Origin of the sequence: Mesorhizobium sp. UC74_2, assembly GCF_042701485.1 — a bacterium.
GTDB lineage: Bacteria > Pseudomonadota > Alphaproteobacteria > Rhizobiales > Rhizobiaceae > Mesorhizobium.
Genome location: NZ_CP170562.1, coordinates 567,917 through 592,892 on the forward strand (window position 1 = coordinate 567,917; position 24,976 = coordinate 592,892).

The 24,976-nt window shown below is 61.3% G+C and carries 16 protein-coding genes and 1 pseudogene; 15 read left to right on the forward strand and 2 right to left on the reverse strand.

Features of this window, described 5'->3' with window-relative positions; translation table 11 throughout:
* Nucleotides 1-42: 42 nt before the first annotated feature.
* The 15 genes and pseudogenes from ACFJIU_RS02745 to gspG all read left to right on the forward strand — a co-directional run bounded on the left by ACFJIU_RS02745 (nucleotide 43) and on the right by gspG (nucleotide 23,831).
* Nucleotides 43-1,707, forward strand: a complete 1,665-nt coding sequence (locus ACFJIU_RS02745; RefSeq protein WP_379067278.1) for a Na/Pi cotransporter family protein — start codon at nucleotides 43-45, stop codon at nucleotides 1,705-1,707.
* Between the two features lie 111 nt (nucleotides 1,708-1,818).
* The gene (locus ACFJIU_RS02750; RefSeq protein WP_379067280.1) at nucleotides 1,819-3,015 is read left to right on the forward strand and encodes a 2-aminoethylphosphonate--pyruvate transaminase; all 1,197 of its coding nucleotides are present in this window, start codon (nucleotides 1,819-1,821) and stop codon (nucleotides 3,013-3,015) included.
* Between the two features lie 32 nt (nucleotides 3,016-3,047).
* Nucleotides 3,048-4,316, forward strand: coding sequence for a phosphonoacetate hydrolase (gene phnA / locus ACFJIU_RS02755; protein WP_379067281.1), 1,269 nt, complete (start codon nucleotides 3,048-3,050; stop codon nucleotides 4,314-4,316).
* On the forward strand, nucleotides 4,313-5,767 hold the full coding sequence (phnY, locus tag ACFJIU_RS02760) for a phosphonoacetaldehyde dehydrogenase (protein WP_379067283.1): 1,455 nt from the start codon (nucleotides 4,313-4,315) through the stop codon (nucleotides 5,765-5,767). Before phnA ends, phnY begins: the two co-directional genes overlap by 4 nt.
* A 57-nt stretch (nucleotides 5,768-5,824) precedes the next feature.
* The gene (locus ACFJIU_RS02765) at nucleotides 5,825-7,171 is read left to right on the forward strand and encodes an aspartate aminotransferase family protein (RefSeq protein ID WP_379067285.1); all 1,347 of its coding nucleotides are present in this window, start codon (nucleotides 5,825-5,827) and stop codon (nucleotides 7,169-7,171) included.
* 45 nt (nucleotides 7,172-7,216) lie between these two features.
* Nucleotides 7,217-8,332 (forward strand): TIGR03364 family FAD-dependent oxidoreductase, encoded by a 1,116-nt coding sequence (locus ACFJIU_RS02770; RefSeq protein ID WP_379067287.1) that lies wholly within the window; start codon nucleotides 7,217-7,219, stop codon nucleotides 8,330-8,332.
* Between the two features lie 499 nt (nucleotides 8,333-8,831).
* Nucleotides 8,832-9,854, forward strand: a complete 1,023-nt coding sequence (locus ACFJIU_RS02775) for a putative 2-aminoethylphosphonate ABC transporter substrate-binding protein (protein WP_379067289.1) — start codon at nucleotides 8,832-8,834, stop codon at nucleotides 9,852-9,854.
* Nucleotides 9,855-9,939: 85 nt separating this feature from the next.
* Nucleotides 9,940-11,094, forward strand: coding sequence for a putative 2-aminoethylphosphonate ABC transporter ATP-binding protein (locus ACFJIU_RS02780; protein ID WP_379067291.1), 1,155 nt, complete (start codon nucleotides 9,940-9,942; stop codon nucleotides 11,092-11,094).
* 1 nt (nucleotide 11,095) lies between these two features.
* Complete coding sequence (locus ACFJIU_RS02785) at nucleotides 11,096-13,108, forward strand: putative 2-aminoethylphosphonate ABC transporter permease subunit (protein WP_379067293.1); 2,013 nt, start codon at nucleotides 11,096-11,098, stop codon at nucleotides 13,106-13,108.
* Between the two features lie 202 nt (nucleotides 13,109-13,310).
* Nucleotides 13,311-19,571, forward strand: a complete 6,261-nt coding sequence (locus ACFJIU_RS02790) for an RHS repeat-associated core domain-containing protein (RefSeq protein WP_379067295.1) — start codon at nucleotides 13,311-13,313, stop codon at nucleotides 19,569-19,571.
* 15 nt (nucleotides 19,572-19,586) lie between these two features.
* The gene (locus ACFJIU_RS02795; RefSeq protein WP_379067297.1) at nucleotides 19,587-20,159 is read left to right on the forward strand and encodes a hypothetical protein; all 573 of its coding nucleotides are present in this window, start codon (nucleotides 19,587-19,589) and stop codon (nucleotides 20,157-20,159) included.
* A gap of 589 nt (nucleotides 20,160-20,748) precedes the next feature.
* Nucleotides 20,749-22,008, forward strand: a pseudogene (locus ACFJIU_RS02800) (secretin N-terminal domain-containing protein); the annotation flags it as partial.
* A 295-nt stretch (nucleotides 22,009-22,303) separates the two neighbouring features.
* Nucleotides 22,304-22,882: a type II secretion system protein GspD gene (locus tag ACFJIU_RS02805; RefSeq protein ID WP_379067299.1), complete on the forward strand. Its 579-nt coding sequence runs from the start codon at nucleotides 22,304-22,306 to the stop codon at nucleotides 22,880-22,882.
* Nucleotides 22,882-23,373: a prepilin peptidase gene (locus ACFJIU_RS02810; RefSeq protein ID WP_379067301.1), complete on the forward strand. Its 492-nt coding sequence runs from the start codon at nucleotides 22,882-22,884 to the stop codon at nucleotides 23,371-23,373. The genes ACFJIU_RS02805 and ACFJIU_RS02810 overlap by 1 nt, the downstream gene beginning before the upstream one ends.
* Nucleotides 23,374-23,402: 29 nt before the next feature.
* Nucleotides 23,403-23,831: a type II secretion system major pseudopilin GspG gene (gene gspG, locus ACFJIU_RS02815; protein ID WP_379072934.1), complete on the forward strand. Its 429-nt coding sequence runs from the start codon at nucleotides 23,403-23,405 to the stop codon at nucleotides 23,829-23,831.
* Nucleotides 23,832-23,923: 92 nt separating this feature from the next.
* Here gspG and ACFJIU_RS02820 read toward each other — a convergent pair whose 3' ends face one another.
* Both ACFJIU_RS02820 and ACFJIU_RS02825 read right to left on the reverse strand, forming a co-directional pair.
* Nucleotides 23,924-24,619: a type II secretion system protein GspJ gene (locus tag ACFJIU_RS02820; protein ID WP_379067303.1), complete on the reverse strand. Its 696-nt coding sequence runs from the start codon at nucleotides 24,617-24,619 to the stop codon at nucleotides 23,924-23,926.
* Nucleotides 24,612-24,944 carry a type II secretion system protein J gene (locus ACFJIU_RS02825; protein WP_379067305.1) on the reverse strand — a complete coding sequence of 111 codons (333 nt, stop codon included), beginning with the start codon at nucleotides 24,942-24,944 and terminating at the stop codon, nucleotides 24,612-24,614. The genes ACFJIU_RS02820 and ACFJIU_RS02825 overlap by 8 nt, the downstream gene beginning before the upstream one ends.
* Nucleotides 24,945-24,976: the final 32 nt, after the last annotated feature.

The following is a 24,976-nucleotide window of genomic DNA, read 5'->3' on the forward strand; positions in this document are numbered from 1 at the left end:
TAAAGGCCGCGCCGATGTTTTTTCGACGAGAGGATGCCGGCCATGCATTTTTCCCTTCTCCTGCTCCATCTCGCGGGAGCGACGCTGTTGCTGCTCTATGCCGTGCACATGGTGCGCACGGGCATGGAGCGCGCCTATGCCGGACTGCTGCGCCGGCTGTTCGGCGAGGCGAAAGGCGGCACCATCCGCGCGGCCGCCGGTGGTGCCGCGATGGCGGTGATGCTGCAGAGCTCGACCGCTGTGGCGATGATCGCCTGCGGCTTCGTTGCCAGCGGCCTGCTCGCCGTGCCGGTTGGACTGGCGCTGCTGCTCGGCGCCGATTTCGGCTCGGCGCTGGTCGTGCGCATCCTGTCCTTTGACCTTGGCTGGCTGGTTCCGGTCTGCCTCCTTATGGGCGGCATCATGCATTTGAAACTCTCCGCTGAGAGGCTGCGTGAAACCGGGCGCATGGTGCTCGGCATCGGCTTCATCCTGTTGTCGTTGAGGTTCATCGGCGAAGCGACCGGGCCGCTGCGCCATGCTGAATTGCTGCCGGTGATCTCCGGCTACCTTGCCGACGACGCCGTGATGGCCGTGCTGCTCGGCGCGCTGTTCACCTGGCTGATCCACTCAAGCATCGCGGCAATTCTCATGATCTCCGCCTTTGCCGCCCAGGGCGTTATTCCGCTCGAAGCCGGCCTGCCGCTGATCCTTGGCGCCAATCTGGGCAGCGGGCTGATCGCCTTCTGGCTGTCACGCGGTATGGACAGGGTGGCGCAGCGGCTGCCGCTGGGCAATCTGCTGTTTCGCGCAGCTGCTGCCGCGATCATGCTTGTGGCAGTGGAGACCTTCGGCGTGCCTGCAGTCCTGCGCGCGCTGGATCCCGCAACGGCCCTGGTTGATTTCCATCTTGCCTTCAACGCCGTGCTCGCTCTGTCGTGCCTGCCCTTTGTCAAGCTGGTCGCTCGACTGGCGGCGCGCGTGACGCAGGAACCGGGGGGCGAAGGGGAGGCGGACACCGCCCGGCAGCGGCTCAGCGCGCTCGACCGCTTGGTGATCAGCAGTCCGACCTTGGCGCTGGCCAGCGCGACACGCGAACTGCTGCGCATGGGCGAACTGGTCGAGCAGATGTTTCGGCCGGTCATGGACATGTTCCGCTCAGGAACACCCGAACAGATCGCCCGGCTGCGCGGCATCGACGATGAGATCAACGACACGCATACCGGCATCAAGCTCTACATCGCCGAGGTCAATCGTGGTGAGCTGACGGCGGACGAAGCGCGGCGTGGCATCGAGCTCACCGACGTTGCCATCAATTTCGAATATGCCGGCGATATCGTCGCCAAGAACCTTCTGTTGCTGGCATCCGAGCGAGCCGAGAAGGGGCTGCAGTTTTCCACCGAAGGCTGGCGCGAGCTCGACGAGCTGCACGCCCGCGTTGTCGAGAACACGCAGCTCGCTCTGAATGTGCTGATTTCCAGCGATGTCGCCTCCGCGCGCCAGCTGGTCGCCGAGAAGGAGCGTATCCGCGCCATGCAGCGCGAGAGCCATGAGCGTCACCTGCGTCGGCTCCAGTCGGGCAAGATCGAGAGTATCGAGACCAGCGACATCCATCTGGAAGCCGTGCGTGCCTTCAAGGAGATCAATTCGCTGCTGGTGGCGACGGCCTATCCACTGCTGACCCGTACCGGCGACCTCGCCAGTAGCCGTCTCGTGCATACAGGTTGATCATAAGCCTAGATTATCTTCGGATACAAAATAACGATTTTTCAGATATCTGCTTCTCTGCAACAATCCTCACATCGAAGCGCCATATCGTAGCGCGGTGGAGGACAGTCGATGCGAGCCGAATTTTCGCCTGTAGAAGGTTTCGATCCACCGGCCCTGGGTGAGCCCTACCTGCTGACGCCGGGTCCGCTGACGACATCCTATGCCGTCAAGCAGGCGATGCTGCGCGACTGGGGTTCCTGGGACGGCGATTTCCGGGCGATGACCGCGGATCTGCGCCGACGCCTGCTTGCGCTGATCGGTGATGGCAGGGGCGAATATGACTGCGTGCCGATCCAGGGTTCTGGTTCCTTCTGCGTCGAGGCGATGCTTGGCTCCTTCGTGCCGAAGGATGGCAAGGTCCTGGTTCTCGCCAATGGTGCCTATGGGCTGCGCGCCGCGCAGACCATGCAGTATCTCGGCCGCGCCTGCACCTTGATCGACAAGGGCGACTATCTGCCACCACGCGGCGACGAGGTGGGTGCTGCCCTCGATGCCGATCCCGCCATTACCCATGTTCTCGCCATCCATTGCGAGACGAGTTCCGGTATCCTCAACCCGGTCGCCGAGATTTCCGAAGTCGTCTATGCCAGGGGCCGCAAGCTGCTGATCGATTCCATGAGCGCGTTCGGCGCCATCCCGCTAGAAGTCGGCAGGATCCGCTACGAGGCGATGGTCTCCTCGGCCAACAAATGCATCGAGGGCGTGCCGGGCTTCGGTTTCGTCATCGCCAAAAAGAGCGAATTGGAAAACGCCAAGGGTAACAGCCACTCGTTGTCGCTCGATATCCATGCGCAATGGGCGGCGATGGAAAAGACCGGCCAGTGGCGGTTTACCCCGCCCACGCATGTGGTGGCGGCTTTCCTCGAAGCCTTGCGCATGCATGAGGCGGAAGGCGGGGTTGCCGCCCGCGGCGCGCGCTACAGGAAGAACCGTGACGTCATGGTCGAGGGCATGCGCGGACTCGGCTTCGAAACCCTGCTGTCCGATCGCTGGCTGTCGCCGATCATCGTCACCTTCTTCTGCCCGGCTGACGGCAATTTCGTCTTCGAGCGCTTCTACGAGCTGATGAAGGACAAGGGCTTCATCATCTATCCGGGCAAGCTGACGGTGGTCGATTCCTTCCGGGTCGGCTGTATCGGCCGGATGGATGAAAACGTCATGCGCCGCGTTGTCGAGGCCGCCCGCCAGTCGCTGGCGGAAATGGGCGTCGCCAGTGCCGCACCACCTCAGGCCGCCTTGGCCGAACGCGCCAAGCTTGCCGCCTGATCGAAACAGCAAAAACCCAAGGACCCCTCCCAATGAACCAGATGTCCCCCGTCACCGTCTCCGCCAATGGGCGCGACTATGCCTGGCCGCGGGTGCCGGCCATCGCCATCTGCCTGGACGGCTGCGAGCCCGCCTATCTCGATGAAGCCATCAAGGCCGGGCTGATGCCGGCGCTGGAGCGCATCAAGCAGCGAGGCACCGTGCGCACCGCGCATTCGGTGATCCCGAGCTTCACCAACCCCAACAACCTCTCCATCGCCACCGGTCGCCCGCCGGCCGTGCACGGCATCTGCGGCAATTATCTCTACAACCCGGAAACGGGCGAGGAGGTGATGATGAACGATCCGAAGTTCCTGCGTGCGCCGACCGTGTTCAAGGCCTTCTACGACGCCGGGGCAAAGGTTGCGGTGGTGACGGCGAAGGACAAGCTGCGCGCGCTGCTCGGCCACGGCCTGGCCTATGACGACAACCGCGCGATCTGCTTCTCCTCCGAGAAGTCGGACACCACGACGAAGGCCGCCAACGGCATCGACAATGCGTCGGCCTGGCTCGGCCGGCCGGTGCCGGAAGTCTATTCCGCCGAACTTTCCGAATTCGTCTTCGCGGCCGGCGTCAAACTGCTCAGAGAATTCCGGCCGGACGTCATGTACCTGACCACCACCGACTACGTGCAGCACAAATATGCGCCGGGGGTGAAGCAGGCGAATGATTTCTACGCCATGTTCGACCGCTATCTCGCCGAGCTCGATGCGCTGGGTGCCGCCATCGTCGTCACCGCCGACCACGGCATGAAACCGAAGCATCATCCCGACGGCACGCCCAACGTCGTCTATGTCCAGGACCTGCTAGACGAATGGCTGGGCAAGGATGCCGCCCGCGTTATCCTGCCGATCACCGACCCGTATGTCGTGCATCATGGCGCGCTCGGCTCCTTCGCCACCGCCTATCTGCCGAAGGGCGCCGACCGCGCCGACATCATGGCCAGGCTCGCCAAGGTGGAAGGCATCACCGTCGTGCTCGGCCGCGAGGAAGGCTGCGCCCGTTTCGAACTGCCCGAGGACCGCATGGGCGATATCATCATGGTCTCCGGCGAGAACAAGACCATCGGCACCAGCGCACACCGCCATGATCTGGCAGCACTCGACGAGCCGCTGCGTTCGCATGGCGGCCTTACCGAGCAGGCCGTGCCTTTCATCACAAACCGGGTGCTGCCCAACCAGCCCGAAGCGCCGGCGCTGCGGAATTTCGATGCCTTCTATTATGCGGTGATGGCAGCCGGCGCAGTGAGGACAATGCCATGACCAAGGCAGAAACCTCCATCAAGGTCCGCCACGAGCCGATGCGCATCGCAGGCCGCAAGGTCGATGCCGACGACGTCATCGAAGTGCGCTACCCATGGGACGATACGGTGGCCGGCACGGTGCCGGCCGGTGGCGCGGCGCATGCCAGGGAAGCCTTCCAGATCGCGGCCGAATACCAGTCAAAACTGACGCGATACGAACGCCAGAAGATCCTCTTGAAGACAGCCGAATTGCTTGACGTCCGCAAGGACGAGATTTCCGATCTCGTCACGCTGGAGCTCGGCATTTCCAAGCAGGACTCTCTCTATGAGGTCGGCCGCGCCTATGACGTGTTCACGCTGGCCGGCCAGATGGCGATCCAGGATGACGGCCAGATCTTCTCCTGCGATCTCACCCCGCACGGCAAGCAGCGCAAGATCTTCACGCTGCGCGAGCCGCTCAAGGCGATCTCGGCGATCACACCGTTCAACCACCCGCTCAACATGGTGGCGCACAAGGTGGCGCCGGCGATCGCCACCAACAACTGTGTCGTCGTCAAGCCGACCGAGCTCACGCCGATGACGGCGCTGGTACTGGCCGACATACTCTACGAGGCCGGCCTGCCGCCGCAGATGCTGTCGGTCGTCACTGGCTGGCCGAAGGATATCGGCGACGAGATGATCACCAATCCCAACATTGAGCTGATCACCTTCACTGGCGGTGTGCCGGTCGGCAAGCTGATCGCCTCCAAGGCGGGCTACCGGCGCCAGGTGCTGGAGCTCGGCGGCAACGATCCGCTGATCATCCTCAACGATCTCTCCGACGACGATCTCGCCAAAGCGGCCGACCTTGCCGTCGCTGGCGCCACCAAGAATTCCGGCCAGCGCTGCACGGCAGTGAAGCGCATCCTGGTACAGGAAAAAGTGGCCGACCGTTTCGTGCCCATGGTGCTGGAACGCGCCAAAAAGATCGTCTTCGGCGATCCGATGGATCTTGCGACTCAACTCGGCACGGTCGTGCATGACAAGGCAGCCGCGCTGTTCGAGCGCCGGGTCCATATGGCGGCCGAGCAGGGTGCGGAAGTGCTCTACAATCCAGGGCGCAAGGGCGCGCTGTTACCGCCGATCGTCGTCGACCACGTGCCGCATGCCTCCGAACTGGTGATGGAAGAAACCTTCGGCCCGATCGTGCCGATCATCCGCGCACCGGACGATGACGATGCCCTGATCGCGCTGTCCAACTCTACTGCCTTCGGCCTGTCGTCGGGCGTGTGCACCAATGATTTCCGCCGCATGCAGAAATACATTTCCGGCCTTCAGGTCGGCACCGTCAACATCTGGGAAGTTCCGGGCTACCGCATCGAGATGAGTCCGTTCGGCGGCATCAAGGATTCCGGCAATGGCTACAAGGAAGGCGTCATCGAGGCGATGAAGTCCTTCACCAACGTCAAGACCTTCTCGCTGCCCTGGTAGCAACAATCGGGGCAGGGGCACGGGCCGCTGCTCCACATGCAATCGAAGAAAGCTGCCATGGCGATCGTGCACACCGAAGGGGAGTCCAACAAAGCACCCGCCCGCAAGGACTGGGACGCGCGCCAGGACCATGCACCGTCGCGCGCGCTACTGCGGCGCGACGCCGATGCCTTCCTGCACCAGTCGCTGTCCAGCCCCTGCGTGTCGACCATTGCCAAAGCCGAGGGCATCTGGATCGAGGACCTGGCCGGCCGGCGCTACATGGATTTCCATGGCAACAGCGTCCACCATATCGGCTATGCGCATCCACGCCTCATCGCCACGATCAAGCAGCAGCTCGACGAACTCTCCTTCGCGCCGCGCCGTTTCGCCAACGAGCCGGCTGTCGAACTTGCGGAAAAGCTCGGTCAGCTGGCGCCGGCCGACCTGTCGAAAGTGCTGTTCACCACCGGTGGCTCTGACGCCATCGAAGTGGCGCTGAAGATCGCCCGTGCCGCCACCGGGCGTTTCAAGACGCTGTCCTTCTGGGACGCTTTCCATGGCGCCGGTTTCGGCGCGGCTTCTGTCGGCGGCGAGGCGACGTTCCGTTCGCAGATCGCCGGACCGTTGATGACGGGCGCCGAGCATGTCGCGCCCTGGGCAAGCCGCAACTGCGCCTATGGTCATGACAGCCTCGAGGCTTCGGCCAGGGCTTGCGCCAACATGATCTCCTATGTGCTCGGCCGCGAGGGCGACTTCGCCGCCGTCATCGCCGAACCGATGCGGGCGACGCCGCTGGCGCCTGCGCCAGGTTTCTGGAAGGCGGTGCGCGAAGCCTGCAACCGGCACGGCACACTGTTGATCTTCGACGAAATCCCGACGGGGTTGGCCAAGACCGGCAAGTTCTTCTCGCACCAGCATGACGACGTCACGCCAGACATCCTGGTGCTGGGCAAGGCGCTGGGTGGCGGCGTGCTGCCGATCGCCTCGGTCATTGCCCGGCGCGCGCTCGACGTCGCAGGCGATTTCGCGATCGGCCACTACACCCACGAGAAGAACCCGGTAACGGCGCGCGCCGCGCTCACCACCATCGCCATCATCGAGGAGGAGGGGCTGGCCGAGCGTGCTGCCGAACTCGGCGCCTATGCCATGGGGAGGCTTTCCGAGCTGATCGGCCGTTCCGCACATGTCGGAGAGGTGCGAGGCCGTGGCCTGATGATGGGAGTCGAACTGGTCGAGGACCGCGCCGGCTATCGGCCCGCGCGGGAGCTGGCGGAACGTGTCTATTACCGCTGCCTGGAAGAAGGCCTGAGCTTCAAGATCAGCGCCGGCAACGTGCTGACCCTGTCGCCGCCGCTGGTCATCGGCAAGGCAGATCTCGAACGGGCGCTTGCCATCGTCGAAGATGCCGTGATGGCTGGATGACCCGGTCGGCTCGCGAACAAAAAAGCAGGAAAGTGGGAGACGACTGTGACACAGTATGACTTGGCGGTGGTCGGGGCTGGTATCGTGGGGCTCGCCCATGCGCTCGCCGCTGCACGGCGTGGCCTGCGCGTGGTTGTCATCGACCGCGATGCCCAGGCCAACGGCGCCTCGATCCGCAATTTCGGGCTGGTCGTGGTCAGTGGGCAGGAGCCCGGAATTTCGCGTTCACGCGCCGAACGCACACGCGCCATCTGGCTGGATCTTGCCGCAGAGGCGGAGCTCGATGTCCTGCATCGCGGTAAGCTTGTCGTCGCGCGCAGGCCGGAGGCGCTTGCCGTGTTGCAGGCCTTCGCCGCAACCCCGGACGGCGCTGAATGCACGCTGCTGTCGCCGGCCGATGTCATCGGCCGCTTGCCGGCCCTGCGCGGCGCCAAGATTGCCGGGGGCCTCCACAGCCCGTTTGAATTGCGCGTGGAATCGCGCGAGGTGCTGCCGAAGCTGACCGCTTATCTCGCCGAACAGCTGGGCGTCGAATTCCGCTTCGGCGTCGCTGTCACCGCGATCGAAAAAGGCCTGGTCGTGACCAGTGCTGGAACTGTCCATGCCGCCAAGGTAGCGGTGTGCCCGGGCGACGACCTGACCAGCCTCTTTCCCGAGCGCATCGGTCAATATGGCGTGCGCCGCTGCAAGCTGCAGATGCTGCGGCTCGCCGATCCTGGTTTCCGGCTGGATTCGGCGCTGGTCTCGGATCTCAGCCTGCTGCGTTATGAAGGCTATGCGGGGCTGCCGGAGGCTGCGGCATTGCGGCAGCGTCTCGAAAGCGAGCAAGCCGGTGAACTTGCCAATGGTGTCCATCTCATCGTCACTCAGAGTGCCGACGGCTCGCTGGTGATCGGCGATTCCCACCACTACGGCACCACGCCCGATCCATTCGGCTCGGAAGAGGTCGACCGGCTCATATTGGGCGAATTCGTCCGGCTGTTTCCGGCCGCCCAACCGACCGTGACCGCACGCTGGACCGGAACCTATTCCTCCGCCCGCCACGCAGCATTTCGCGATGCCCCGCACGAGGACATAAGGCTGGTCATGGTCACCTCCGGCACCGGTGCCAGCACCGGCTTCGCGCTGGGCGAGGAGACGGTGGCGGAGTTGTTTGATTGAAGCCGGGTGTCGGACCCGCCCTTGCGAAGGCGAGGCGCTGGTATCTCCCCCTTGCGGGGAAGAAATCCAAGAGAGGGGATATTCAGCTGAGACCTCTCGCAGTCATCGTTACGGTCAAACTGATCCCGGCTTTCAAATGAAGGGCTGCTTGGAGCAGTCCTTGTCGACGTTGCGGCTGAAAATCCCCTCTCTTGCGATTGCTAGCACTTAGCCTGCGCCGCCCTAAAGGGCGTGCTCGTCTAAGATGCTGAAATCGCTTTCGCCCCCGAAAGGGGGACATAGAGACGCTGCGCTTCAGACCCCCAAACCCTCCATGACAACCTCATGACAAACATCAGCTAAACCTATTCCACCATAGAATAAATAGATTTTCCTTATCGTACGACCCTAATCTAATGTGGCTCATGGACGTCGCGTGCCGGCATCTCTGGGCCGGCACAGATGCCAGACCGGCGTCCCAATACATCGAAGAATGTGTCACCAGACGGGGAACCTAGCCATGAAATTGCGCATAACATCCGTGCTTGCAGCGCTTGCTGCAACCTTTGCCGCTTCGGCAGCGATCGCCGAGACCAATCTGACGGTCTACACCGCGATCGAGGCCGTCGACCTCGACCGCTACAAGGCGACTTTCGAAAAGGCCTATCCCGATATCAAGATCAACTGGGTGCGCGATTCCACCGGTGTGATGACGGCGAAGCTGCTTGCCGAGAAAGACAATCCGCAGGCCGATGTCGTCTGGGGCCTTGCCGCCACCTCGCTGCTGCTGTTGAAAAGCGAGGGCATGCTGGAGCCCTATGCGCCGGCCGGCCTCGACAAGCTCGACAAGCGTTTTGTCGACAGCGCCAATCCGCCGTCCTGGACCGGCATGGATGCTTATGTCGCCGCCATCTGCTTCAACACCGTTGAGGCCAAGAAGCTCGGCATTGCCGCGCCGAAAAGCTGGAAGGACCTGACCAAGCCCGAATACAAGGGCCATGTCGTGATGCCGAACCCGAACTCCTCGGGCACCGGCTTCCTCGATGTCTCGGCCTGGCTGCAGATGTTCGGCGAGAAGGATGCCTGGACCTTCATGGATGGCCTGCATCAGAACATCTCCGCCTATACCCATTCCGGCTCCAAGCCCTGCAAGATGGCCGGCGCCGGCGAGACGGTGATCGGCGTTTCGTTCGAGTTCCCCGGTGCCAAGGCCAAGTCCGCCGGCGCGCCGATCGACATCATCTTCCCCGAGGAAGGTTCCGGCTGGGAGGCCGAAGCCACGGCCATCGTTGCGGGCACCGCCAACCTCGAAGCGGCCAAGAAACTGGTCGACTTCTCGGTCTCGAAAGAGGCCAACGAGATGTACAATGAAGGTTATGCCGTGCTGGCCTTCCCGGGCATTGCCAAGCCGGTCGAACATTTGCCTGCCAATGTCGCCGACCACATGATCAAGAACGATTTCGAGTGGGCGGCCAACAACCGCAAGGCGATCCTGGCGGAGTGGGCCAAGCGCTACGACGCCAAGTCCGAGCCGAAAAGCTGAGCAATCCAGCCGGGCGCCGCCGAAAGCGGCGCCCGTTCTGCTTGAACACCAGTCGTTTCCGCTTGCACCAAAGATGGGCCACGAGATGAAACACGAGACCGTCACCGGAGCGGGTGCCGCTCCGCTGCGCCTTGAGCCACAGGCGTCTGCCGGTTCCAGCTATCTGGTCATCGGCCAGGTCTGGAAGACGTTCGGAGACTTCGTCGCGCTGAAGGGCGTGTCGCTGGATATCAGGGAGGGTGAGTTCGTCTGCTTCCTCGGGCCCTCCGGCTGCGGCAAGACAACCTTGCTGCGCGCTATCGCCGGACTCGACCTGCAGACGCGTGGCTCGATCCACCAGGCGGGCAGGGACATCTCCAACCTGCCGCCGTCGAAGCGCGACTACGGCATCGTGTTCCAGTCCTATGCGCTGTTCCCGAACCTGACGATCGAGAAGAACATCGCCTTCGGCCTGGAAAATGCCCGACGGCCGAAAGCGGAGATCCGGGCGCGCGTTGCAGAACTGCTTGCCCTGGTCGGCCTGTCCGAACAGGCGAAAAAATACCCAGCCCAGCTCTCCGGCGGCCAGCAGCAACGCATCGCTCTGGCCCGTGCCATGGCGGTTTCGCCGGGCTTGCTTTTGCTCGACGAGCCGCTGTCGGCGCTCGACGCCAAGGTGCGTGTCCATCTGCGCCACGAGATCAAGGAATTGCAGCGCAAGCTCGGCGTCACCACCATCATGGTCACCCACGACCAGGAGGAAGCGCTGTCGATGGCCGACCGCATCGTTGTGATGAACCACGGCGTTATCGAACAGGTCGGAACGCCGAGCGAGGTCTATCGCCATCCCAACACCTTGTTCGTCGCCGACTTCATCGGCGAGACGAACCAGTTCCCGGCCCGGATGATCGACAGTGAGACGGTCGGGCTCGTCGGGACGGAACTCGTTTGCGCATCCTGCGAAGTAACCCCGGGCAGCGATGTGACCGCGGTGATCCGCCCGGTCGATATCATTCCCCATTCGCTCGACGGGCGCGAAGACATCAAGACCCCGCAGAATCTGATCGATGTCACGGTGCTGGAGATGGAATTCCTCGGTGCCTTCTGGCGCTGCCGCCTGTCGTCGCCGCGCTTCGGCGAGCGTGTGCTGGTCGCCGACTTCTCGATCAATGCGGTCCGCCGTCTTGGCATCGAGACAGGCCGCGCCATGCGTGTCGAGCTGCCGCAGAACCGCGTGCTCGTTTTTCCGAAGGCGAGCTGAGATGAGCGCGGCAGCCCTCGACCTTCCCGCCGGCAGCACGCCGCGCCTGTTGTTGTCGTCCGACGATATCGTCAAGCGTGGCCTGATGCTGGTCATCGCGCTCTATCTGGTACTGGCGCTGGCCGCCCCACTCTATGTGCTGTTGTCGAAGTCGATGTCGACCTACCGTTTCGACCTCGACGTCTTCGAGATTGCACGCAGCGACGACAGCGGCACCGCCTTCGGTCCGGCGCGCACGGTCGCCGCGCTCAACGCCGATGCCAAGGCGATCACCGAGGCGCAGCTTGCCACCGGTTCTGACGGGAGGCTGTCGGTCACCGGCCTGTTCAAGGACTTCAGTTTCCGCAGCCCGCTCAAATACCGCATCCGCGGCACCACCGGGCAGTCCGCCTTCCTGGTCGGTTCGGACCTGAAGCGCGGCACCGACTGGGTGGAGGTCGATTCCAACACTTTCCGCCGCGTGATGCTCCGCCCGGCCCGCACCGTCGGCTTCGACAATTTCGTCGCCTATGTCTCGACGCCCTCGCTGGCGCAGGCGATCTGGAACTCGGTCTTGATGGGGGTCATCAGTACCGTGCTGGTCATCGGCATCGCTTTCGGCCTTGCCTATGCGCTCAATCGCAGCCGCATGCGCTTAAAGGGCTTGTTCCGGCTCATCATGACCGTGCCGATCCTGGTGCCGTCGCTGTTGCCCGGCATCGCGCTGGTCTATCTGTTCGGCAATCAGGGCCTGCTCAAAAGCTGGATGATGGGCAACTCGATCTATGGACCGATCGGCATCGTCATCGGCTCCGTCTTCTTCACGTTGCCGCATGCGCTGCTGATCATCTCGACGTCGCTCAGCGTCGCCGATGCGCGCCACTACGAGGCAGCGGCGGCTTTGCGCGCCACCAGATGGCGCACCTTCTGGACGGTGACTGTACCCGGCGCGCGCTACGGCATCGTATCGGCCGCCTTCGTGGTATTCACCATGGTTATCACCGATTTCGGCCTGCCCAAGGTCATTGGCGGCCAGTACAACATGCTCGCCGTCGACATCTACAAACAGGTCATCGGCCAGCAGAATTTCGAGATGGGCGCGGTGGTATCCGTGCTGCTCATCATTCCGGCTATTGCCGCCTTCTTTGTCGACCGCACCATCCAGAAGAAACAGGTGGCGCTGCTGTCGGCCCGCTCTGTGCCTTACGAGCCGAAACCGAATCGCGGCTTCGACTGGGGCTGCTTTGCCTATTGCGCGCTGATCGGGGCATTCATCCTGACGATGATCGGCGTGTGCCAGCTGGCGGCGATGGTGAAGTTCTGGCCTTATGACCTGACGCCGAGCCTGAAGAACTTCCGCTTCGACCTGATGGATGGCGGGGGCTGGGCCGCCTACCACAATTCCATCAAGATGGCGCTGCTGACCGCCTTCTTCGGTACCATCATTGTCTTCATCGGCGCCTACATGGTGGAAAAAAGTGACGGCTTCCGAGCCGGGCGTTCGCTGTTCCAGTTCCTAGCCATGCTGCCGATGGCGGTGCCCGGCATGGTGCTCGGCCTTGCCTACATCTTCTTCTTCAACAACCCGGCCAACCCGCTGCACGCCATCTATGGGTCGATGACCATTCTGGTGATCTGCACGATCACCCATTTCTACACCGTCTCGCATCTCACCGCGCTGACGGCGCTGAAACAGATGGACCGCGAGTTCGAGCCGGTGGCGGCTTCGCTGAAGCAGCCGTTCCACAAACTGTTTTTCCGCGTCACGCTGCCCGTTTGCCTGCCGGCGATCCTCGACATCTCGATCTATCTGTTCGTCAACGCCATGACGACGGTTTCGGCTGTGGTGTTCCTCTATTCGACGCAGACGCAGCTTGCCTCGGTGGCCGTGCTCAACATGGACGATGCTGGCGACGTCGCGCCGGCTGCCGCCATGGGCATGATGATCTTCTACACCAACATCGCCGCTCGTCTGATCCACGCGGCTGTGTCGCGCTTCCTGCTGTCGCGGACGCAGGTCTGGCGGGCGAGATAAGAGCCAGAGATTGCCTGCGGTTGCAGCGTGGAGGTTTTGTTTGGCGGTCTGCTAGTTCAGTCGTGAAGAGGGCTTCCTGATCCAAATCGGCATTCAATTCCCTCTGATCAATCCTGTGGATATGTTTACTCGCTCAACACCACCGTCATTTGCGCATTGGTGATTCTGGCTAGCGTCGGCTCAACCGGACACGGAGGGGCTGATGAGTCGGTTGCTGCTTGGCGCGACGTTTGTAGTCGCGGGGGTTCTCGGTGCGTGCAATCCTGGCTTTCCGGGCTGGTCCGATAGCGGACAGGCCTTTGCGCAATCCACTCTGGCTGGAACAGCGGGCGGTGGCTCCACGACGCCGGGCAGCACCGGCTTCAGCAATGGTGGTGCCGGCATTGGAGCAGGCGGCAAGTCTCAAGACAGCAAGCCGAATGGTGCGGCTTCGACATCCGCCAAGGATGAGAGCAGCGGCATAGCGAAGCCAAACAGCCAGGGTGATGCCAGGGGTGCCACCGCTCAGGATCGCGATCCTGATGCAGCGGCCAAGATCGGCAATGGCACCAGTAAGACCGCCGACAAGGACAAAGCCGAAAACAAGGATGCAGCCAAGGCCAAGGCGGAACAGAAGGCGGCTCCTGAGGCAGCGGCGATGGCCGCGGCTACCTCGGGTAGCGGTACGATCGGCAAGGATCCGGAGGCGATCGGCGCGCCGGCCAAGGTTGATCTGCCGAGCAGGGCCTCGAATGGCAGTCTTGGCTATTCCGTTGACATCGACGTCCCGGCCTTCCGTGGCCTCGAGCCGAAGCTGTCGCTGACCTACGATTCCTCGCGCAAGACGAAGCTTGGCGGGCTCTACCAGGGCTGGCTTGGTTATGGCTGGGGGCTGGACGGCATCGATGTCATTGAGCGGGCGAGCCCCGGCTACGGCATGCCGGTGTTCGACAGCTCCGACGTATTCCTGCTCAATGGCATGCCGCTGGTGCCCTGTGGCTCCGGCGTGTCGTCGCCTTCGTGTACGGCCGGCGGCACTCATGCCACCGAGAATGAATCCTATCGACGCATCAAGCAGCTTGGCTCGGAATACTCCAGATATTGGGAGATCACCGATCGTGATGGCACGGTCTCGACCTTCAGTTCGGTTGTCGCCGTATGGGGCAGCGCTCCAACCAACAACCTTGGCTATGCGTATCGCTGGCTGTTGACCTCGGTTCGAGATGTCCACGGAAACACGGTCAACTACAGCTACAGCTGTCCAGATTCACCAGTCTGCTATCTCAATGCCATTTCCTACAACGGCACTACAGTCACGTTTTACCGCGAGGCACGACCCGACCCCATCCTGATGGGTAGTGGCGAGGGCATTTCGGAGACAAACACTCGCATCAAATCGATCGCGGTGCGGGTATCCGGACAGCTACGTGGCGCCTATGCGCTGGCTTATGATCAAGCGCCGTTTTCCATCGCTTCGCGACTGGTACGCGTCACCCGTCATGGTTCGGATGCCAGTATCGACAGCTCCGGCACCATATCTGGAGGTGCTTCCAAGCCCATTGCTATCATGAACTACCAGGATGCGGGAGCTGAGTTCAACACGCGCAACATTGCCCTGTTCGGCAATGCCGTTTCCGGCGTTTCAATCCCGACCCAGGTCGGCGATCTCAATTTCGACGGCCGTGATGAAATTTTCGGCGATAGCATCACATCGAGAACCGTAAATAGTGGGGGACATGAAGGCAGTACCACCACCTATCACGACCGTACCAAGATCATCCATCAGTTCGCTACGGATGGTTCGCTTGCAGCGACAAAGTCACTGGACCTGGGTTCCGTTTCGCAGCCGGGATCCGGTTCGGGAATTCCGGTGCCTGGCTATAACTCGGAAGCCGGTCGTTTCATCCCCGGCAAGGCAACGATGGATTTTGCCGATGCGGTCATGCAGTACTACACCGATGGTCATTCCGGGCGCACCAGCTATTCAGCCGCGCGATCGATCCTGCAGACAGATGCACAGCTCAATCTAGTCAAAATCGCTTGTGGCAACGCGCTGCCTCCGGTGCCAATGCCGACAGGCTACGAGGCAACTTGCGGAACTCTTCCTCAGGGTGCCATGAACAATGCATCGGCTCCCTACAATTTCGTCGCCGACCATGACGGAGATGGCGTCGATACACTCTATAGCCAGGAAACCAGTCTTCCTGTTTTGGGCGTAGGTGACTTCCTGGGTAACGGCAGACAGGCGCCGCTCTTCATAGCTGGCGTCACAACGCGCAAGGGCGTGCTGTCGGGCGGCACCTGGCAAGTCGGAGACACAATTCCAGTGTCATGCTCTTCCACGCCCTATGCGGGGGCTGGAACCTGCGTGCTGGGTGACATCAATGGCGACGGCGCAACAGATATCCTTGGCTACAACGGCAACACTGGCGCCATTCAAATTCTGCTGTCGACCGGCAATGGCTTCAAATCCTTCAGTGTCAATTCCGCGGCTGGCCGCTCTGCGGTCCTGCGCGACTTCGACAATGACGGACGCATGGACCTGATCACTGTCGAGACGCCGGTGGCGCCTCCGACTGGGCCGGTCCTCTCCAACGGTCAGATGCGAGTGTTCTCGCTGCAGCCAGGCGGCGGAGCGTACTATCCGACGCCGTTCAATTCGTTTTCGCTTACTGGTACGACACTGATCGGCGATCTCAATGGCGATGGCTTGCCCGACTTCGTCAATCGCAATGGCGCCGGTGGTTTTGTCGATCTCGTCTATCTTTCCAGCGCGGGTGCCGGTACACCCAATCTGTTGCGCACCGTCACCACAGAGCTAGGCGGCACTGTAATCGCGAATTTCGCGCCGTCGACGCAGTGGCAGAACGACTACCTGCCGCAGGTCGTTCATGCGGTGACCAAGCTGAAGGTTTACGACGGCCGCGGGCAGGTGGCGGAAACGGACTATGCCTATTCCGGCGGCAGATACGATCCTGTCGCGCGGCGCTTCCTCGGCTTCGCCAGCGTGATCGAAACCAGGCCGGCGGGTAATGGCGAGATCAACCGCCCGACCGTCGAGACGACCTACCGCCAGGATCTGGCCAGCTATGGCCTGCCGTCGCTGGCCGTCTACAAGGACGGTTCCGGCGTCGAGCGTAAACGTGTCACAGAGGCCTACACTGTCAACGCCGTAACCAAACCCTACTGGGTGCAGAACACCGGCACGACGACCACCGAAACGGATGGTCCCATCGCGTTGACCCGCACGCTCGATCGCATTTTCGACGCGTGGGGCAACATCACAGAGATCAAGGACTACGGTCGTAACGATGTCAGCGGGGACGAGGCGTGGACGGTCTATGCCTACGCGCCGACACTTAGCTCCTACATCGTCTCCAAGTCGCGCTATGAGGCGATCCGGGATTCTTTTGATCCCAACGCGTTCCCGATCAAATACGACCTGTTCTACTACGATGGTTCGACAGACAATCTGGCGCAGCCGACCAAGGGCGACCTGACGTCGATCATCCATCGGGTGCGGGCCGATTCCAATCAGCCACTCTACCAGACCACCGAGACCTTCACCTACGACAGCTACGGCAACAAGGCATCGCACCTCGACGGTGTCGCCAACCGCACGGAATGGGATTACGATACGGCATATCGCCTCTATCCGGTGGCAGAGCGGGCGCCGAAATACTTTGCCAACGGCGCGTTGGCTGCCGACACGCGTTTCGTCTCGACGGCCACCTACAATCCTGTCTGCGGCTTGCCGGCGAGCAAAACGGACTGGAACGGCATCGTCACAACCTACAGCTATGATGCCTATTGCCGGCCCTCGGAAATCCGCAACACGGCCACCGGCTACTATGACAGGGTCCGCTACATCAACGAGGGCAATCCATCGGGTCAGCATCTCGTCACGTATTCGCCGCTGCCCAATGCCTCAGGTGAATATTACAGGCAGGCCTTTTACGACGGACTTGGCCGCGTCTGGCACGAAGACATGCCGGGATGTGATGCGCCGGGCGTCTGGACAATGGTCAATACGGAATACGACCAGCGTTCCAACGTGGCGCGCAAGTCATTGCCGCGTTGTTCGAACGAAACCGATCAATGGACAACCACGCGCTACGACTGGGCGGATCGGCCGACATCGATCGTCAATCCTGACAACTCCGAGCGGAGCTACACCTACTATCTATACTATTCGCCGCTGGTCCATTCGACGAATGTTACCTACGGCCTCGTCATCCAGAAAGACGAGCTCGGGCGCCTGAGCCACAATTTTACGAACAGCCGTGGCGATACGATCCGCCTGACAAATGTCATGGCCGATGGTTCCTATATCTCCGAGCATCGCAACTATGACGCCTTGCACCGGCTGACCAGGCTTGTCGATGACAGCCTCGCTACCTGGACCTACAGCTACGACATGGTCGGCAACCGGCTGACAGCCTCTGATCCCGATCTCGGCTCCTGGACCTACAGATACGATGCTGCCAATCGCCTGGTCGAACAGACTGATGCGCGCGGTGCAGCCACCACTTTGTCTTACGACCAAATGGGACGACTGCTGACCAAAACCGCAACCGCCGCGGGCGGCGCACCTGCCACGCTCACGCAGAACAGCTACGACCAGGTCGAGCCCGATTACTACAACATCGGCCAACTGACCCGATCAGTGAATGGTGCCGCGACACAAGCCTACAACTATGATGGTTTCGGCAAGATACGGTGGCAGACCACCAGCATCGATGGGTTGAGCCATTCCACCTACATGGCGCGCGACCGGTCCGGTCTTGTCGTCTTCCAGAACTATTCGCCTTCTCCGATGGATTTCGGAACCAATGCCGATCGTCTCGGCTACACCGGCGGCAACCTGTTGTATTCGGCTCCCGGCTACATCAATTCGATCAGCTACGAGGCCGACAACCAGACGCGGCAGATCGTCTACGCCAACGGCGTGAAGACGAACTTCAGCTATTCGCCGACACGACGCTGGCTGACCAGGGTGGTGACGACCGGGCCAAGCGGTTCGGTGTTGATGGACAACACCTATACGCGTGACCTTGCGGGGCGCATCATCGCCATCAACGGCGCGCCGACGGCGCTCGATCCCGCAGGCACCATCGAGGATTGGACCTACACCTACAACAACCTCGACTGGCTGATGACGGCCACTAACGTCGGTTATGTCAGCCTCGGCGAGACGTTTGCCTACAGCACCAGCGGCAACATGCTCTCGCGCAGCCGGGTTTCGGGCAACTATGTCTACCCCGACCCTGCAGCTCCGCGCCCGCACGCGCCGCTGACGATCGGTTCGCGTGGCTTCGCCTATGACGCCAACGGCAACACCATCTCGGATGGCACCCGCACGCTGGCCTGGGACGAAGCCAATCGGCTGAAGACGGTCACGCAGGGCTCTGCCATCACGAGCTTTGCCTACGGTCCAGACGGCGCGCGGGTGAAGAAGGCGTCCGCCTTCGGCACCACGCTCTACCCGAGCGCCGATGTCGAGATCGATCCGGCAACGCCCGGAGCGGAAAAGTACACCCGCTATCCGCATCCCGACATCAAGGTGGTGAACGGCGCCAAGTTCTTCCTGCATCGCGATCATCTGGCTTCCGTGCGCATTGTCACCGATGCCGCTGGTGCGGTTGTCGAAAGCACCGGCTATGCCGCCTATGGCGAGCGCCTGAACTCGGGCTTCCAGACGCAGAAGGGCTACATAGGCGAGCGTTTCGATCCCGAGACCGGGCTGCTCTATCTCAACGCCCGCTACATGGACCCGGTGCTGGGGCGGTTCATCTCGCCTGACGACTGGGATCCGACGCTGCCAGGGGTGGGCACCAACAGATATGCTTATGCGAAGAATGATCCGATCAACAAGTCAGATCCTAATGGACACCAAACTTTTGATGACGATCCGTACGGGATTGGAGCCGGTGAGAGAACGGCAATAGGTACAACGCTGCTTGACCAGGCTTCCAAGTTGGATGCAGCTGGCAAACCTGAAGCGGCGGCTGCGCTTCGGGCACAAGCATATGAGGCGCTTGGTACGGATCCGTCTGTGGCAAAAGCCGCAAAAGCTCCGTCCGCACCGAAAGCCGTAGACCAATCAACAAAAAAGGTGACCAATCCCTATGGCAGATTGGGGAAACCTGATCATCAGGCCAAGGTGAAAGACTTGGCTGCGAAGGCTCAAGCGGAGATTGCTGCAGGACTCCATCCCCCAGGTTCAAAGGTCGTTCAAGAAAGAGCTATAGTAGGATATAAGGACGTAACACGCATCCCAGACGTCCAAATTTTGGACGAGACCGGCAAAACGCGGAAGGTTTTCGAGGCTGAACGAAACCCGAATGGAAGCAGAAACAAAAAGCGCGAAGCGCAATATGATCAGAATGGTATAGAAAACGAAACGCACGGCGTCGGAATAGGCGAAGGTAAAGGTAAGTCGGACGGCAAGAAGGGGGGTGAATCGAAAAAGGCCTCTCAATAGGTTGTCGAACCTATCTTGCTTGGCATCCAGTTAACCGGAGACATGGTGGCTTACTCAGAGTATATTTTGACGAGAGCCGAGTGTGATGAAGCTTTGGAATGGCTTCTGCGTCAGGGCGGCAGGGTGGCGTATGACCTAGATGCAGACGGCCGCATATTATATTTGGTTCCAAATGCCATTCCTGACCTCTTGGCCGGGGATTCGGTTCAAGCTGCTGTCAAGCATGTGTCATTCGCTTCGGATGAGCCGACTGTAATCCGCTACAACAGCGGGGGCGTCTCTTGGTTTCAATTTCATGAACTGGAAGGGGATGGGCACTTAAAGGTTGAAATTCGTCGAATAAAACACGAAAGCCTCGACTGGTATCTTGTTTTTCTGGGCTATAGTTCATTTTACGCAAAGGAAAATGGAGAGAATTTGAGGCCGCATCCTGCGTTGGTCGGGCTCTATAAAAAAATATCAAGCATGCTGAAGAAAAAAGGCAAGAAAGAAACTTTTAGCGGTAGGGGTCTCTTTGTTTCCAGGCAAATTTCTGAAGATGCCGGAAATGACTACTACAATGTCATTGATCGTTTCCTTTACCCGTAGATACGTCATTCCTCTTCTAAATTTCACCGTTGAGCGCGATCATCTCCCTGGTACCTTCATCACGTCGCCATCGTGCACGGCCACAAACCTTTCAGCCACACGCTGCAGCTCCGCTTCCTGCCGTGCATCGAGGTGAACGATCCGGTCCATCGCGAACCTCCTAGAAGAGCGACCCTTGCGCCGCTGCCTGCGGGTATTTGATCTGGGTCGCAGGCTTGTCGACGATGATCAATGCATCATCGGCCGCCGTCTTCTGTAGCCCCTTGGCTTCCGACCACGGCGCGTTCGTCTAGACGCAGGCTTCTTCCTGCGTGGTGATGATGACCGGCAGAGCCTTTTCATGGGTCGGCTTGATAAGCGTATTCGGGCTCGTGTTAAGGAAACCTCCAGGCTCCTGCAGTGGTTTGCAAATGAACGCCGGCGAAGTCGGATTTGCCAAACAATCCCCGACTGCCTTCGATCGCGCAGTCTTCTCGTACCATCTGCCATTTTCCACATTCCCTGTGGAAAGCGCCTTCCTTCCCCCCTCAATTCAGCGCCCATCGACAAGAAGGGATAGCATGGTCCAATAGGGGAATCGGGTAAGCGAATGGCATGGGGCAGCCGGATCGTTTTATGCGTGGCGCTGTTTGCCGCGGGCTGTACGTCGCCGACCGGTGGCGACTTCTTTGCCGAGACGGTTGAAAGTCTTCATGCAAAGGATTCTCCCTTGCGTCCGGCAGGAGGCGGCAGCCAGCGGCTGGCGTCGTCCATCGGCTCGGGCAAGCGCTTTTCGGGCGCCCAGTACCAGGGATCCGGCAATTTCGTTTCCTATGGCGCGCCGGTTGCCAAGGTAACGGGTGACGGCAGTGGGCAGTTCGAGCTCAACCTCGTCAATGCGCCGATCACACAGGCAGCCAAGGCCGTGCTCGGCGATGCGCTGCAGGTGAACTACGTCGTCGACCCGAGGGTACAGGGCACCGTCACCTTGCAGACATCCAAGCCCGTCTCGCGTGACGCCCTGGTCGATATCCTGGAATCGGCGCTTGCGGTGAACGGGGCCGGCATCGTCAAGCGGGCCAATTCCTACCAGATCATGCCGATGGCCGAGACGCTGGCCAGCACGCCGTCGGTCAGCGTGCCATCGGTCACGCCTTCGGGGCCGGGGGTCAAGGTCCAGGTCCTGCAGCTGCAATACATCGCCGCCGACGAAATGAAGACGATCCTGGAGCCGATCACCCGGCAAGGCACTGTGCTGCGGGTCGACAGCACGCGCAACCTCATCACCGTTGCCGGCAACAATTCCGATCTCGAAGCAATCCGCGAGGCCGTCTCGGTGTTCGACGTCGACTGGATGAGGGGCATGTCGGTCGCGCTGCATCCGCTGAAGGCTTCCAAGCCCGACGCCGTCGCGTCCGAGCTGGAATCGATCTTCGGAACCAAGGGCGGTGCCGGCGGGAAGGTCATCCAGTTCATACCGAACAACCGGCTGAACTCGGTCCTGGTCATCACCTCGCGACCGGCCTATCTCGCCCGCGCGGCGAGCTGGATCGCCAAGCTCGACACGCTGGCCGAGACCAATGAAGAGCAGCTTTTCGTCTACCAGATCCAGAACAGGCCGGCGAAGGAGCTTGCCGAGGTGCTGAGTTCGATCCTCGGTGCGCAGAATGGCGGGGCTCGCAAGGCTGCGGCCGACAACGTATCTCCCGAGATGGCGCCCATCGCCATGTCCTCGGACGGCATCACCCCGGCGCCGTTGACCGGAGGCAGCGAACCGGTGCCGCAACTGGTCGCGGAGGAAGGTTCCGCGGGCGGGCGCATCAAGGTCGTCGCCGATACCGACAACAATGCGCTGCTCATCCAAACCACCGCGCGTGAATATCATCGCATCGAGCAGATCCTGGCCAAGGTCGACGTGCTGCCGACGCAGGTCATGCTCGAGGCGGTGATCGCGGAAGTGACGCTGAATGATGAACTGAAGTTCGGCCTGCGCTGGTTCTTTCGAGAACAACGGCATGAAGATTTCACTTTCCGACGTCGCCAGTGGCTTCGCCGGCGCATCGTTCCCAGGTTTTGCCTGGACCTATGCCAGCAACAATATCCAGGTGACCCTCAATGCACTGGCCAGCATCACCGACGTGAACATCGTTTCGGCGCCGACGGTCATGGCGCTCAACAACCAGAAAGCCATCCTGCAGGTCGGCGACCAGGTGCCGATCGTCACTCAGCAGTCTACCGGAACTGCGGGAGGCAACGCACCGATCATCAATTCGGTCGAGATGAAGGATACCGGCGTTATCCTGACGGTGACACCACGCATCAACAACGCCGGCCGGGTCCAGTTGGATATTGGCCAGGAAGTCAGCAATGCGGTTGAAACAACGTCATCCGGCATCGACTCGCCGACGATCCAGCAGCGGAAAATCCAGACCAGGGTGCTGGTCAATGATGGTGAGAGCCTCGCGCTCGGTGGCCTGATACAGGAAACCAATTCCATCAAACGCGCGCAGGTTCCGTTACTCGGGGATATTCCACTCCTGGGCAACGCCTTCAAGAACAAGACCGACGGCATCAAGCGCACGGAACTGATCATCTTCATCAGGCCTCGCGTCGTTCGCGATATCAAGGAAGCCCGCGATGTCACCGAGGAGTTCCGCGGCAAGATCAGCCTGCAGACCCCGATCCAGAAAAGGCGCGGCGGAAAAACCAAGGTCGAGCAGGACCTGAAGAGGCTCGCCTACTGATGGCTTTGCTGTCGCCCGCACTGCTTGCCCAGGGGCTTGTCCTTGCCGTGCTGCTCGCGGCGATCGCGGTGGTCGACGCGCGCCACATGATCATCCCGGATGCGCTCAATCTTGCTCTCGCCTTGACCGGCATCGCCTTCCACCTGCCGAACGGGTTCGTCGCCGTGAGCGGACAGCTTGCCTGTGCCGTTCTGGTCTTCGCCCTGATCTACGGCATTCGCTACGCGCACGGCCGAATGACCGGTCGGATCGGGCTAGGGCTGGGCGACGTGAAGATGATGTCGGCCGCCGCATGCTGGATCGGGCCGATGCTGCTGCCGATGCTGCTGTTCATCGCAAGCGCGGCTGCATTGGTCGTCGTCGGTTGCCAGGCCGTCGCGGGATTCACAACGGACCGCAACAGGCGCATCCCGTTTGGCCCCTTCATCGCCCTTGGCCTGGCCTGCACATGGGCATATGAACAGTTTTCCGCAATAGAGATCGGATCATGAGAACGGATCGAAAGCGCGTGACGTCGTGGATGGGGCGGTTTTCAAAGGGAACACGCGCCGAAGCCGGTTTCACACTCGTCGAACTGCTGGTGGTGCTCGCCATCATCGCGCTGATTGCAACGCTGGCGGCGCCGCAGGTGCTCAAATATCTCGGTTCTGCCCGGACCAGCGCCTCGAAAGCACAAATCCGCAATCTCGAAAGCGCGATGGAACTCTATTACCTCGACAACAGTCGGTACCCCAGCGACGAAGAGGGCCTGGGGGCGCTGGTTGCGGCCCCGCAAGGTGCAACCCGCTGGAATGGGCCTTATCTCAAGGGCAGTACCGGACTGAAGGACCCCTGGGGCCGCCCCTATCTCTATGCCTTGAAACAGGATGGCAGCGGCATCAGCATCAAATCGCTGGGGCGCGACGGCAAGCCGGACGGGACCGGCGAAGACCAGGATATCGGCAACTGATCCGGCTGGCGCGATGCCGGACAACCGTGCCGCGACTTGTGTCCAGAATTGCGCAAGAGGAGCCGGAGCGTTTCCGAAACAACCGGAACACTCTACAGTTCGGGCGATGAGCCTGAGTTTTCCGAACGCTGCGGGTCCGTCGTGGCCAGGTCGAGGCGTACCAGTCCATTGGACGAATAGGCCTTGCCGCCACGCAGGATTTCCAGCCTGATCCGGACGGCAAGGGGCAGACGCCGGAGGCTCTGCCAGGTCGGCAGCCAGTTCAGCCCGTCAGGGGTGTTTTCCAGATATTCGAATGACAGGCCGGTGACGTCGGCCAGGAGCAGGACCTCCTTCTTCGGATCCTCGGCCTGGACGCGTCTCGTTCTGTTCGCAAGCACGAGATCATAGCGCGTGCCCGTTGCGGTGTTCACGGGTTTTCGCAGGCCGATGGCGATCTGGCGCAATGCGTTGGTGCCGAAGCCGACGGGTTGGATGGCGTTGAGCTGAATCTCGGACACAGCGCCCTGAAGATAATGGACCTGGTCCGGATTGGATGGCAGCAACGGCAGGGGTTCCGCGTTTGCGATCGTTGTTTCGAGAAAGCGGACGGCGGCATTCACTTCCGTTTCGGCCTCCGATGCGCTGTCGATCCGCACGAGGGCGCCGGCCTGACCGATGAAAACGACCATCAGCGACGACATCACCGCGACGAGGATCAGCGCGACCAGCACCTCGACGAGCGTGAATCCCGCCGTTGCCGTTTCGTGACGCGGGTCGGGCGTGGCGGTGGCGCAGGCCTCACTCACGATGGTCATTCCGCGACGGGATGAAGGTCAGGAACGAAGCGCCGCTCCCGGCGATCCGGACCGCCGCCAGCTTCTTGCCGCCGACATCGATCTCCTGCAGGCTCCAGCCTTCGCCGGACTGCGCCGACGCCAGGGGGCCAGACGTCTCGAGGCCGGTCAGTTGTCCTCTTATTCGCAGCATCGCGTTGGTCTGGTTTCGGGCGGCAGCGAGGCTGCGCGCCGCCAGCACGATCGACTGGCTTGCGATCGCCAGGGTCAGGGCAAGTATGGTCATGGCGACAAGCGTCTCCAGCACGGTGAAGCCGGCTTCGCCATCCCTGGTCATGGCGCTTCCACGAGGCTGGTGGTGCCGGTCAG

What these genes read in the sequence shown, in the direction of transcription:
- phnA (WP_379067281.1), top strand. Translation starts at nt 3,048, where the DNA reads ATGAACCAGATGTCCCCCGTCACCGTCTCCGCCAATGGGCGCGACTAT.
- ACFJIU_RS02765 (WP_379067285.1), top strand. Translation starts at nt 5,825, where the DNA reads ATGGCGATCGTGCACACCGAAGGGGAGTCCAACAAAGCACCCGCCCGC.
- ACFJIU_RS02750 (WP_379067280.1), top strand. Translation starts at nt 1,819, where the DNA reads ATGCGAGCCGAATTTTCGCCTGTAGAAGGTTTCGATCCACCGGCCCTG.
- ACFJIU_RS02825 (WP_379067305.1), bottom strand. Translation starts at nt 24,944, where the DNA reads ATGACCAGGGATGGCGAAGCCGGCTTCACCGTGCTGGAGACGCTTGTC.
- ACFJIU_RS02805 (WP_379067299.1), top strand. Translation starts at nt 22,304, where the DNA reads ATGGCGCTCAACAACCAGAAAGCCATCCTGCAGGTCGGCGACCAGGTG.
- ACFJIU_RS02780 (WP_379067291.1), top strand. Translation starts at nt 9,940, where the DNA reads ATGAAACACGAGACCGTCACCGGAGCGGGTGCCGCTCCGCTGCGCCTT.
- ACFJIU_RS02785 (WP_379067293.1), top strand. Translation starts at nt 11,096, where the DNA reads ATGAGCGCGGCAGCCCTCGACCTTCCCGCCGGCAGCACGCCGCGCCTG.
- phnY (WP_379067283.1), top strand. Translation starts at nt 4,313, where the DNA reads ATGACCAAGGCAGAAACCTCCATCAAGGTCCGCCACGAGCCGATGCGC.
- ACFJIU_RS02745 (WP_379067278.1), top strand. Translation starts at nt 43, where the DNA reads ATGCATTTTTCCCTTCTCCTGCTCCATCTCGCGGGAGCGACGCTGTTG.
- ACFJIU_RS02775 (WP_379067289.1), top strand. Translation starts at nt 8,832, where the DNA reads ATGAAATTGCGCATAACATCCGTGCTTGCAGCGCTTGCTGCAACCTTT.
- ACFJIU_RS02810 (WP_379067301.1), top strand. Translation starts at nt 22,882, where the DNA reads ATGGCTTTGCTGTCGCCCGCACTGCTTGCCCAGGGGCTTGTCCTTGCC.
- gspG (WP_379072934.1), top strand. Translation starts at nt 23,403, where the DNA reads ATGGGGCGGTTTTCAAAGGGAACACGCGCCGAAGCCGGTTTCACACTC.
- ACFJIU_RS02790 (WP_379067295.1), top strand. Translation starts at nt 13,311, where the DNA reads ATGAGTCGGTTGCTGCTTGGCGCGACGTTTGTAGTCGCGGGGGTTCTC.